Source organism: Nonomuraea antimicrobica (assembly GCF_039536965.1).
GTDB classification, from domain to species: Bacteria; Actinomycetota; Actinomycetes; order Streptosporangiales; family Streptosporangiaceae; genus Nonomuraea; species Nonomuraea antimicrobica.
Genome location: NZ_BAAAZP010000089.1, coordinates 58,971 through 70,321, shown reverse-complemented (window position 1 = coordinate 70,321; position 11,351 = coordinate 58,971). Strand labels below are relative to the sequence as shown.

Annotated in this window: 10 protein-coding genes; 5 read left to right on the top strand and 5 right to left on the bottom strand. The window is 69.6% G+C overall.

Annotated features, from left to right (window positions below):
• Window positions 1–55: 55 nt before the first annotated feature.
• Window positions 56–463, bottom strand: a complete 408-nt coding sequence (locus ABD844_RS23710) for a hypothetical protein (RefSeq protein WP_344881836.1) — start codon at window positions 461–463, stop codon at window positions 56–58.
• Window positions 464–595: 132 nt separating this feature from the next.
• Window positions 596–1,552 carry a LysR family transcriptional regulator gene (locus ABD844_RS23705; RefSeq protein ID WP_344881833.1) on the bottom strand — a complete coding sequence of 319 codons (957 nt, stop codon included), beginning with the start codon at window positions 1,550–1,552 and terminating at the stop codon, window positions 596–598.
• 142 nt (window positions 1,553–1,694) lie between these two features.
• On the opposite strand from ABD844_RS23705, the gene ABD844_RS23700 reads away from it, so the two are divergent.
• Entirely contained in the window at window positions 1,695–4,187 is a 2,493-nt protein-coding gene (locus ABD844_RS23700) for a collagenase (RefSeq protein WP_344881830.1), read from the top strand.
• 91 nt (window positions 4,188–4,278) lie between these two features.
• Here the strand turns inward: ABD844_RS23700 and ABD844_RS23695 are convergent, their stop codons facing one another.
• Window positions 4,279–4,761, bottom strand: coding sequence for an ATP-binding protein (locus ABD844_RS23695; RefSeq protein ID WP_344881827.1), 483 nt, complete (start codon window positions 4,759–4,761; stop codon window positions 4,279–4,281).
• A gap of 236 nt (window positions 4,762–4,997) precedes the next feature.
• Between ABD844_RS23695 and ABD844_RS23690 the strand changes: the two genes are divergently transcribed.
• The 3 genes from ABD844_RS23690 to ABD844_RS23680 all read left to right on the top strand — a co-directional run bounded on the left by ABD844_RS23690 (window position 4,998) and on the right by ABD844_RS23680 (window position 6,474).
• Window positions 4,998–5,828 (top strand): helix-turn-helix domain-containing protein, encoded by an 831-nt coding sequence (locus ABD844_RS23690; RefSeq protein WP_344881824.1) that lies wholly within the window; start codon window positions 4,998–5,000, stop codon window positions 5,826–5,828.
• Window positions 5,816–6,031 carry a DUF397 domain-containing protein gene (locus ABD844_RS23685; RefSeq protein ID WP_344881821.1) on the top strand — a complete coding sequence of 72 codons (216 nt, stop codon included), beginning with the start codon at window positions 5,816–5,818 and terminating at the stop codon, window positions 6,029–6,031. The genes ABD844_RS23690 and ABD844_RS23685 overlap by 13 nt, the downstream gene beginning before the upstream one ends.
• Before the next feature lie 230 nt (window positions 6,032–6,261).
• The gene (locus tag ABD844_RS23680; protein WP_344881817.1) at window positions 6,262–6,474 is read left to right on the top strand and encodes a DUF397 domain-containing protein; all 213 of its coding nucleotides are present in this window, start codon (window positions 6,262–6,264) and stop codon (window positions 6,472–6,474) included.
• 64 nt (window positions 6,475–6,538) lie between these two features.
• On the opposite strand, the gene ABD844_RS23675 is transcribed toward ABD844_RS23680, so the two are convergent.
• Window positions 6,539–7,984, bottom strand: a complete 1,446-nt coding sequence (locus tag ABD844_RS23675; RefSeq protein WP_344881814.1) for a serine/threonine protein kinase — start codon at window positions 7,982–7,984, stop codon at window positions 6,539–6,541.
• On the bottom strand, window positions 7,984–9,444 hold the full coding sequence (locus ABD844_RS23670) for a serine/threonine-protein kinase (protein WP_344881811.1): 1,461 nt from the start codon (window positions 9,442–9,444) through the stop codon (window positions 7,984–7,986). Before ABD844_RS23670 ends, ABD844_RS23675 begins: the two co-directional genes overlap by 1 nt.
• Window positions 9,445–9,972: 528 nt before the next feature.
• On the opposite strand from ABD844_RS23670, the gene ABD844_RS23665 reads away from it, so the two are divergent.
• Window positions 9,973–11,289, top strand: a complete 1,317-nt coding sequence (locus ABD844_RS23665) for a hemolysin family protein (RefSeq protein ID WP_344881808.1) — start codon at window positions 9,973–9,975, stop codon at window positions 11,287–11,289.
• Window positions 11,290–11,351 lie beyond the last annotated feature (62 nt).

Genomic DNA, 11,351 nt, shown 5'->3' with positions numbered 1-11,351 from the left:
CGCCGTGTCACGGGATCCCGGACCCGGTGACACGGCGGCGCGGATCGACCTCTCGTCAAGCGGCGTCGAGAGCCTCGGTGATCTTGTTGGCCATCTCCACCAGGGTGGGGCTGGGCCGTCCCTGGTGGGTCCTGGCGGCCGCGTCGATGGCGATGACGACGGCGCCGCGGAAGTTGTCGGCCTCCGCCGGATCCTGCTGCTTGAGCAGGCTCATGGCCGCCGTCAGCGCCGGCAGCACGCGGTCGGCGAGTCCGGCCACGGACTTGTCGTTCAGCTTCACGCCCTTGGACTTCTCGGAGAGCACGTGCCCGACCAGGCCGGTCGCGGAGTACAGGGCGATGGTGCCGTCGGTGGCGATCTTGTGGGGCGAGCCGGCGGCGCCGGCGGCGGCCATCAGCGTGACGGCGCCGTACGCGGCGGTGCGCAGGGTGAGCTTGTCCTGGTCGGTAAGGGTGATGGACATGGTGGTCGCTCCTTTGGGTCTGTGGTGGAGTCGCTCGCGGTATCCACCGTCGCCGACCGCCCTGACATCGAACCGTTGCCGTGCTGACACGCCCGCTGACGCGCCCCGATCCAGGGCAGCTCGGACGGCGCGTCAGAGCACGGGGTGACTCTCGGGGTGGCGGTCCCACCACTGCCGGAAGGCCCGGTTGTCGTCCACGTGGTCCAGAAAGGCGGTGGCGAGCCCTCGGTAGATCGCCCCGGCGGCGTCCGCGTTCAGCCGGTCCCGCCGCCACGCCATGACCAGCCGTGCCATTTGCGGTTCCCCCGCCAGGGGGAGGGTGACCGTCCCCTGGGACGGCGGCCAGCCCGGGTCCACGAGCCGGATGCCGTGCCCGGCGGCGACCAAGGGGCTGCCGGCCCCGCTGGGGGCGTCGTAGCGGATGTCCGGCTCGAAGCCGGCCGCGCGGCAGGCGGTGCGGAGCGAGGCCAACGACCCGTCGTCGGCGCCCGGTGGACGGATCCACCGCTCGTTCCTGAGTTCCTCGAGCCGGACCGAGGTCCGCTGGGCCAGCGCATGCGTGGCCGACAGGGCGACGAAGATCGGATAGCGCGGGACGAGCGTACGCATCGTGATGGGCGCGTGGAGCGGAACCTCCGTCCCCTCGATCATGCCCATGAGCGCCGCGTCGAGCCAGCCGTGGGCCAGCCCGTCGGCGAGCAGCGCCGAGGACGGCTCGATGCGCAGCGACACCGCCCGCCCTGGCACCACCTCGCTCACCCGGTCGACGATGCTCGCCACGCAGGGGAAGTGGTTGGCCCCGAGGTTCAGCTCCGTGGACGGCGTGGTCGCCGCCAGCAGGTCGTCGACCAGCGCGTCGATCTCGTGCAGCACGATCCGGGCCCGCGAGATCACCTGCCGGCCCAGCGCGGTGGGCTCGGAGCCGGCGCGGGTGCGGACGAAGAGGCGGCCCCCGACGAGCTCTTCGAACTTGTGCAGCCGGCTGGTGATCGCCGGCTGCGACAGACCGAGGCGCGCGGCCGCCTTGGTGAGGCTCCCCGTCTCCGCGATGGCACAAACCATGCGGAGATGTCTCAGGTCGAGGTCCACCCGAGAATTATGTGATATTTCATCCTCGCGCCTCCAGAGGGGCATCAACGAGATTTATGGATCCGCTTATGACGGCGGAGCGCTCACCGATACGACACTCAGAGCGGCCTCGAATCCATCCGTTACCCCCCAGGAGGTTTCCGTGCGCCGTCTCTCAGTCCTGTTAGCGGCCTGCGTCGTTGCCCAGTGCCTCGCCTCGGCACCCGCGCGGGCAGCAGCCGAACCACCCCCGTCCACCCCCATCGCCTCGGCCCAGAGCGACCCGCCGCACGTCCGGAAGGACCGGCTGGACATGGCCGACCGCCCACCTCGCTCCGCCGGCGCCGACGCGCTGCGCAAGGACTACGACGAGCCCGCCAGCGAGCCCGAACACCCCAGACCGTCGGCCAAGGCCAAGGCGGTCGCGGCGGCCTGCAACACGGCCGACTTCACCAGCCGCTCGGGCAGCGCCCTGGTGCAGCAGATCAAGGCGAGCACCACCGACTGCGTCAACACCCTGTTCAACCTGACCGGCGGCGACGCCTACCACGCCTTCCGCGAGGCGCAGATGGCGACCGTCGCCTACGCCCTGCGGGACAATGCCGCCTCCTACCCGGGCGACAACACGACCTCGACCGCGCAACTGGTCCTCTATCTGCGGGCCGGGTACTACGTGCAGTGGTACCACCCCACCGACGTCGGCAGTTACGGCCAGGCCCTCACCACGGCCATCCAGTCGGGTCTCGACGCGTTCTTCGCCGCCTCCCGCGCCTGGACGGTCAACGACGCCAACGGCGAGGTGCTGGCCGAGGCGGTCACCCTGATCGACAGCGCCGAGCAGAACGCGCGCTACCTGCACGTCGTCAAGCGCCTGCTCAACGACTACAACAGCTCGTACGACTCCTCGTGGTGGATGCTCAACGCGGTCAACAACGTCTACACCGTGCTCTTCCGTGGCCACCAGGTGCCCGCGTTCGTCAGCGCCGTCCAGTCCGACACCAGCGTGCTCACCACGCTGAACTCGTTCGCGACCGACCACCTGTCGCTGCTCGGCACCGACCGCGCCTACCTGACCTCGAACGCCGGTCGCGAACTGGGCCGCTTCCTGCAGCATCAGCCCCTGCTCCCGACGGTCCGGCCGCAGGCCAGGAACCTGCTCGGGCGCAGCTCCATCACCGGGACGACCGCGCCCTTGTGGGTGGGCGTCGCGGAGATGACCGACTACTACGACAAGGCCAACTGCGCCTACTACGACACCTGTGACCTCCAGCAGCGCCTCGCCTCCAGCGTCCTGCCGATCAACCACACCTGCAGCGCCAGTATCAAGATTCGCGCGCAGGACATGACCGCCGCCCAACTGGCCGGCACCTGCTCCAGCCTGGCCAACCAGGACGCGTACTTCCACAACCTGGCCCAGGACGGCGGACCGGTCGCGAACGACAACAACACCACCCTCGAAGTGGTGGCCTTCGACTCCAGCACCGACTACCAGACCTACGCCGGCGCCCTGTTCGGGATCGACACCAACAACGGCGGCATGTACCTGGAGGGAGACCCGTCGGCGCAGGGCAACCAGCCGCGCTTCATCGCCTACGAGGCCGAGTGGCTGCGCCCGGACTTCCAGATCTGGAACCTCAACCACGAGTACACCCACTACCTCGACGGCCGCTTCAACATGTACGGCGACTTCACCGCCGGGGTCAGCACGCCGACGATCTGGTGGATCGAGGGCTTCGCCGAGTACGTCTCCTACTCCTACCGGAAGGTGACGTACGACGCCGCCATCACCGAGGCGGGCAGGCGTACCTACGCCCTCAGCACGCTGTGGAACACCACCTACTCCCACGACACCACACGGGTCTACCGGTGGGGCTACCTGGCCGTCCGCTACATGTTCGAGAAGCACCCGAGCGACCTGCGCACGCTGCTCGGCCACTACAGGACCGGCGCCTGGAGTACGGCCCGATCGTTCCTGACCAGCTCGATCGGCAGCCGCTACGACTCCGACTGGTACACCTGGCTGGCCGCCTGCGCCGCCGGATCCTGCGCGGGCGGAGGCGGCGGCAACCAGGCCCCGGCCGCCTCGTTCACCGCCGTCACCAGCGGGCTCAACGTCTCCTTCACCGACACCTCCACCGACCCTGACGGCACGATCGCCTCCCACCGCTGGGACTTCGGCGACGGCGCGACCTCGACCACGGCCAACCCGTCGCACGCGTACGCGGCACAGGGCACCTACACCGTCACACTCACGGTGACCGACGACAAGGGCGCCACGGGTACGGCCGGCCGCAGCGTCGTGGTCTCCACCGGGGGCGGCTCCACCCCCGAGTGCACCGGCGCCGACACCCGGCAGCTCGACCGCAACTGCCTGCGGGGCAACCTGTCAGCCGCCCAAGGCGGCTACGCCTACCTCTACCTGTACCTGCCCTCCGGCGTCTCCCGGCTGACCATCACGGCCTCCGGCGGCACCGGCAACGCCGACCTCTACTACAGCCCCACCGGCTGGGCCACGACCGGCAATTACACCCAACGCTCCACCGCCTCGGGCAACTCCGAGAGCCTGACCGTCTCCAACCCGCCCGCCGGGTACGTCTACATCAGCCTGCACGGCGCGTCGGCCTTCTCCGGCGCGACGGTGAAGACCGAGTACTGACGGCGACGCCGTAGCTGAGCGCCTCCCACCAGGGTCGACTGCCCCTGGCGGGAGGCGCTCCTTCGTACGTGCGAGGGGACAGGCACGCCGGTCAGATGGGGGAACGGAACAGCTCCTCCAGTTGCGCCGGGCTCGGGTCGAGGTCGAGATGGCACCACACCAGGCGGAGCCCGTCCGGGGGCACTCGGTGGCTGCCCCACCGATTGCGTGACAGGGCCGCCACGATCGCCAGCCCTCGGCCCCGCTCGGCGTGCAGACTCGGTGCCTGGAGCGGGATACGTGACGGCGTCGAGCAGGCCGATCCTGGATCGGTCACCGCCAGCCGCAGGTAGTCCGGCCCCTGGCCCAGTTCGAGCGTGATCGCCTCCGGGTCGGCGTTCGAACTGCTGGTGTCGGCGTACCGCACCGCGTTGGTGACCAGCTCTGACGCCGCGAGGACCACGATCTCTCTGGCCGGATGCTCGGGCTCCAGCCAAACACCGACCGCTTGCCGAGCCAGGGAAGGGGCCCGGACGCCGCACGTCAGCCCGATGGTCCCGATGGCCCGAAGTCCGGCGGGAGAAATGTAGATCACCGAATCCACCTCGATATAGCCGTGCCGTTTGGGTGAAGTACGAGAATGGCCTGTGCACGCGCGATCAACCATTTGTGTAGTCGGCGGAGAAACGTCGAGCCGGCCTGAAGAAGACCATCCCAGAAAACCCCTGCCGGAGAGATGCATTGCAAAGCACTTCCCAGGCACGAACCAAGTGTGCTAATACGCGTGTCGTGTGCATTTCTCGTGTGTCAACGGGAAGGAGGCATTCCGCCTTGCAGAACACCGAGCCGGAACCTGCTCTTAAAACGCCCAGAGCGGAATTTGGCACCTATCTCCGCGAATACCGTATAGCCTCCGGTAGGCGGCAAAAAGAACTCGCCGCCATGCTCGGCTGGTCAGTCTCGAAGATCAGCATGGTCGAACGGGGAGAGCGCCCGGCCGACGAAGACTTCGCCCACGCCGCCGACACCGCATTGGGAGCGGACGGCGGCCTGCTGGCCCGCTGGCGCGAGACCGTCGAACATGCCTCGCATTGGCCGATCTGGCTGGCTCAGCTAGCGGAGATCGAACGGCAGGCGGACATCCTCCGCACCTGGCAGCCGCTGATCGTCCCCGGTCTGCTCCAGACACCGGCATACGCGCGAGCCATCTTCCGTGGCAAACCCGCCATCACGGAGGAGGAGGTCGAGCAGAACGTCGCCGCACGCATGGAGCGCCAGCATGTTCTGCATCGGGAAGTTGGGCCTACGCTATGGGCAATCCTGGACGAGGGCGTTCTTGCTCGACCGACCGGCAGTGAGGCGGTGATGGCCGAACAGATGGCACGGTTGGCCGCACTGGACGAGCATCCCCGCATCAACATCCGTGTGCTCCCGCGCGACTCCTGGCTGACGACCGGCCTGCAGGGAGCATTCATCCTCGCCGGTGGACCGGGGATGCCAGACATGGCCTATCTGGAGTCGATCACCATGGGGCAGATCACCGCTGACAGCGGGCGAGTCCGGGAGGTCAGGTTGAAGTATGAGACGTTGCACAATGAGGCCCTACCTCGGCGTGCCTCGCTGCAACTGATTAGGGAGATGGCAGACAAATGGACAAACTGACCAACGAACTCCTCAAGTCCGCCGAATGGCGCAAGGCAACCCGCTCCGGCGACAGCGGCGACTGCCTCGAAGTGGCGCACTTGCGTGACGGGCGCGTGGGCCTGCGCGACTCGGAGCGCCCCGACCTGCCCGCCTACGTTGTCTCATCCTCGGTCTGGGCCGCGTTCATTGATGGCGCAAAGAAGGGCGAATTCGACTTCTGATCTCGACCGCATCGAGCCGCGGCGGGCTCTGGTCACCGGCCCAGGACCCGCCGTGTGCCCGCCGGGCCGAGCGGCGGTCTTCGCCCGAGACGTTCGCTCTCGCCACGCGTGGCCTTGGTCGGAAGGCTATGAGCTGGGTTCCTGGAAACCAAGTCGAGATATGAGATGCTGCACTGTGACGCACTGCCCCGAAGGGCTTCCCTCCACTTGATCGAGGAGAATGCCAAGCGATGGAAGTGACCAACGAGGATCTGGACCGCGCTGACTGGCGCAAGGCCAACCGCTCTGGCGACAACGGTAACTGCCTTGAAGTGGCGCCCCTCCCCGGAGGCCGGGTTGGCATCCGCGACACCGAAGCCCCCGACCAGGCCCCCTACGTCGTCTCGGCATCGGTCTGGGCCGCGTTCGTTGATGGCGCCAAGAAGGGCGAATTCGACTTCTGATCTCTACCGCAGCGAGCCGCGGTGGGTTCTGGTCACCGGCCCAGGACCCGCCGGGCTCAGCGGCTCATTGGGTGGTGAAGGGCGGGCAGATCTCGAAGGACACCGATCGCTGCACCTGCTGCGGGGTCAGCAGCTTGAAGATGATCTGGTTACGGCTCGGTGAGTCCAAGCCCTGGGGCAGGTCGTGCTTCAGCGTCGAGTTCAACGGAAGCGAGGGGCTGCGCCCCTTGTCGACGCCGTTGATGATCCACCGGTAGGTGTATTCGACGGACCCGCCGGTGGGCTTGAGCACGGCGTAGACGGACGTGCCGCTGCTCCAGCACCCCTGGTCCAGCTCGGCGCCCTGCATGTGGATCGACACGCTGACTCCGCCGCCGCCGCCGCCGGTCTTGGGCTTGGCCGTGGTCTGAGTGGGCCTGGGGGCGGCCGAGGTCTGGGCCGTGGGCTTCGTCGTCGGCTCGGGCTCGGCCGTCGGGGGCGACTTCGACGTGGTGGCGGGGCTCGGCTTCTTGGTCTTCTTCTTCGTCGGCGCGGGAGTCGGCGTCGGTGTGGGGGTGGGCGTCGGGGTCAGGGAGGAGTTGGGCTGCGCTGTGATGGTTTGTGCCGTCGAGGGCGGCCACCACCACACCACCGCGCCACCGGCCAAGGTGACGACCGTGGCGCCCGCGACGATCGGTAGCACCGGCAGGCGTCTGCCGCCCCGCCGTACGGGCTGGGTCCTGTTCCGCCGTCCCGGTCGCGTGGGTGGCGCGCCGCCCAGCAGGCGGAGCAGGACCTCTTCCATGTCGGGCCGGTCGGCCGGGTTCTTGGCCAGGCAGTCGAGCACGATCTCGCGCAGCGGGGGAGCCAGGCCGCCCACGTACGGCTCGTCGTTCAGGACCCGCTTGATCACCGCAGGCATGGCGTCGACGCCGAACGGCGGGGTGCCCGTCGCCGCGAAGACGATCACCCCGGCCCACGCGAACACGTCCGTCGCCGGCCCCACCGGCGCACCGGCGAGCTGCTCGGGCGCCATGTAGGCAGGGGTGCCGACGACGCTGCTGGTGACGGTGAGCGAGGTGTCGGTGGCACGGGCGATGCCGAAGTCGATCACACGCGGCCCGCCCGGTCCGAGCAGTACGTTGCCGGGCTTGAAGTCCCGGTGCACCACGCCGGCGCGGTGGATGGCGGCCAGCGCGGTCGCCGTGGCCACCGCCAGCCGCTGCAGGTCGCCACCCGCATGCCGGCCCGCCTGCTGGAGCGAGGGGCCTTCGATGTATTCGGTGACGATGTACGGCATGCCGCCGAGCGAGGCGTCCAGCACCTGGGCGATGCAGAACGGCTCGACCCGGCGCGCGGCGTCGATCTCCTTGGCCAGCCGTTCGTCCCCGGCCCGCAGCACCTTGACCGCCACCCGCCGCCCGTCCGGGGCCTGGCCCAGGTAGACCACGCCCTGGCCGCCCTCGCCCAGCCGGGCCAGGAGCCGGTACCGGCCCACGAATTCCGGATCTCCCGGAGCCAGGGGATCCATCAGTCGTCGTCGCAGCTCTCGAAGGAGACGCTGCCCTGGACGCTGACCGGGGAGGTGATGCGGAGCACGACCCGGTGTGTCCCCAGCTCCGTGATGGGGCCGTATTGCGGTAGTTGCGTGGCGCCGTCACGGGTGGCCCACTGCGAGGTCGCCTTGACCTTGCCGTCCAGGACCCAGGAGTAGGTGAAGTCGATGCCCGGCGGCCCTTCCACCATCGCCTTGATCAACGTGGCGCCGTAGTTGCAGTCGGAGGGCGGGTGCTTGTTCCCCAGCGCCTCCACTGACAGAATCCGGATGTTCGGCTTGGCCGCGGGCTTGGGCGTGGTTTTCACGGTCGGCTTGCTGGTCGTCCGTGTCGCGGTGGGCCGTGTCGTGGTGGGCCGTTGTGTCGTGGGCTCGTCCGCCGGTCGCTGTGTCCCGGACTCCTCGGCCGGTCGACTCGTCGACGGCTTCTTGGTCTTGGGCTTCGCCGTGGAGAGGTCCTTGGCCTCGGGGCTCGTGGTGACCGGCTGGGCCAGCGCGGACGGGGTCGGGGCCGGGCCGCCGGGGGACATCGCGACCGCCGCGGTGGTGGCGATCGCGGCGATGGCGACCGCCCCGGCCGTGGCCACCAGCGCCTTGCCCCGGCCCGATGCGGGACGCCGGCGGCGCGAGGCGGTCCTCGGCCCCGGTACGCCGGTCGCCGCCGCCTTGCCGCCCAGCAGGCGTAACATCACGTCCTGCATCGTGGGCCGATCGGCGGGATTCTTGGCCAGGCACTCCAGGGCGATGCCGCGTAGTGGCTGCGGGAGGTCGGGGAGCTGGGGTTCGTGGTGCAGGATGCGGTTGATCACCGCGGGTAACGAGTCATCGCCGAACGGCGGCGAACCCGTGGCGGCGAAGGCGACCACCGAGGCCCAGGCGAACACGTCGGCCGCCGGGCCGACCGCCTCGCCGGCGAGTTGCTCGGGCGCCATGTAGGCGGGGGTGCCGACGATGCTGCTGGTGTTCGTACGGGCCTGGTCCATCGCGCGGGCGATGCCGAAGTCGATGACCCGGGGGCCGTCCGGGCCGAGGAGCACGTTGCCGGGCTTGAAGTCCCGGTGGACGATGCCCGCCTGGTGGATGGCGGCCAGCGCGGTGGCCGTGGCGATCGCCAGTCGCTGCAGGTCGGCGCCCTGGTGGCGGCCCGCCTGCTGGAGAGAGGGGCCCTGGACGTATTCGGTGACGATGTACGGCACGCCGTCCAGCGAGGCGTCCAGCACCTGGGCGATGCAGAACGGCTCGACCCGGCGCGCGGCGTCGATCTCCTTGGCCAGCCGTTCGTCCCTGGTCCGCAGCACCTTGACCGCCACCGGCCGGCCGTCACCCGCCTGGCCGAGGTAGACGACGCCCTGCCCGCCCTGGCCCAGCCGCCCGATCAGCCGGTACGCGCCGACCGCCGAGGGATCGCCCTGCCGGAGCGGTTCGACGTTCGGCATGACGCGAGTGGCTCCAGGGATGGGTGCGATGGACCTCAGCACTTTAGCGACCATAGAAAGGATTTGTCGTCTATATCGGTAAATGTGGCTGCGGCCAGGGCTCGACGCCGCTCACGCCGGGTCGCCACCGGCTGACCGGCGCGGTGGAACAGCACCGTCTGTGCAGAGTTGGGAACATTGCCCGGGGGCCGATCGTTGGTCGCGATGACGGTGCCGTCGGGTAGAGGAAGCGGAGCAGCGAACCCCCGTGGAGGAGTGCAGTACCAGGCCGGGCCATGTCCCGGCGCTTCACCTTCACGGACCGGCCTGCGCGTCCCGTCCTTCACCTCTGACAGGCACCCGCCGCGGCGGCAGGCCGTCGTACGCCCGCCGATCCCGCACACGCGGCAGGTCACCGTATGGCCGCCGCTCCCGTCCGCCCTTCCTGGGCCGGCGGATCGAAGCCGGTCGCGCATCCGCCCGGCCGGCTGACGCACATCCCTCACCGGCCATCGTGGGCCGGAACTCTTCGCAAGGAGCCCTTCTGCCGTGGACGGCTATTGGTTTCAGCTCGCCCTCGTCGTGGTCCTCGTCCTCCTCAACGCGGTGTTCGCCGGTAGTGAGCTAGCACTGATCTCGCTACGCGAGGGCCAGATGCGCAGGCTGGAGCGGCACAGCTCGGGCGGGCGCCTCGTGGTGCGCCTGGCCAGGGACCCGAACCAGTTCCTGGCCACCATCCAGCTCGTCATCACCCTGTCCGGCTTCCTGGCCTCCGCCACGGCGGCGGTCACCCTGTCCGAGCCGCTGGTCCCGGTGCTCGCCTTCCTGGGCGACGCGGCGGGCCCGGTCGCGATCATCGTGGTGACGATCGTGCTGACGTTCCTGACGCTGGTCTTCGGTGAGCTGGCGCCCAAGCGCGTCGCCATGCAGCGCGCCGAGACGTGGGCGCTGCTCATGGCCCGCCCGCTGAGCATGATCGCCACGCTGTCCCGGCCGGTGGTGTGGGCCCTGGCCAAGTCCACCGACGTGGCCGTACGGCTGATGGGCGGAGATCCGAACCTGCACCGCGAGGAGATCAGCCCCGAGGAGATCCGTGACCTGGTCGCCACCCACCGCGGCTTCACCGCCGAGCAGCGGATGATCATCTCGGGCGCGGTCGAGATCACCGAACGGGTCCTGCGCGAGGTCCTCGTCTCCCGCCGCGACGTGTTCACCCTCGACGCCGACACCCCCGCCGACCAGGCCCGCCACCTGCTGGCCGCCTCCGGCCACTCCCGCGCGCCCGTCGTGCGCGGCGGCGGCCTCGACGACGCGATCGGCGTCGCCAACCTGCGTGACCTCCTCACCGACGAGGCCGCCCGCACCGCCGCCGACGTGGCCCGCCCGCCGCTCCTGCTGCCCGACAGTCTGCTCGTCTCCGACGCGCTGCGCCGCTTCAAGTCCGAACGCCAGCAGTTCGCTCTCGTCATCGACGAGCACGGCGTGGCCGACGGCATCGTCACCCTGGAGGACCTGCTGGAGGAGGTCGTCGGCGAGATCTACGACGAGACCGACCGCGACGTCGTGAGCGTCCTGCGCGATCCCGACGGCAGCATGCTCCTGCCCGGTGGCTTCCCCGTGCACGACCTGCCCGATCTGGACGTCGAGCTGGAGAACCGCCCTGAGGGCGACTACACGACGGTCGCCGGTCTCGCCCTCGCGCTGCTGGGCCGGGTGCCGACCGGGCCCGGCGACCGGGTCGCCGTGGACGGCTGGGAGCTGGAGATCATCGCCGTGGAGCGGCACGCCATCACCGGAATCCGCATCCGGCCCGTCACCGCCCCGGCCGCGGACGAGCCCGCGCTGCCCGCCGAGCAGCAGAGCTGACCCGTCGAACACCCCGACAGGGGGCCGCCGCCACGGCGCGCCCCCTGTCGCTCCTCTTAATG

What these genes read in the sequence shown, in the direction of transcription:
- ABD844_RS23710 (WP_344881836.1), bottom strand. Translation starts at nt 463, where the DNA reads ATGTCCATCACCCTTACCGACCAGGACAAGCTCACCCTGCGCACCGCC.
- ABD844_RS23685 (WP_344881821.1), top strand. Translation starts at nt 5,816, where the DNA reads ATGGACAAACTGACCAACGAACTCCTCAAGTCCGCCGAATGGCGCAAG.
- ABD844_RS23680 (WP_344881817.1), top strand. Translation starts at nt 6,262, where the DNA reads ATGGAAGTGACCAACGAGGATCTGGACCGCGCTGACTGGCGCAAGGCC.
- ABD844_RS23675 (WP_344881814.1), bottom strand. Translation starts at nt 7,984, where the DNA reads ATGGATCCCCTGGCTCCGGGAGATCCGGAATTCGTGGGCCGGTACCGG.
- ABD844_RS23670 (WP_344881811.1), bottom strand. Translation starts at nt 9,444, where the DNA reads ATGCCGAACGTCGAACCGCTCCGGCAGGGCGATCCCTCGGCGGTCGGC.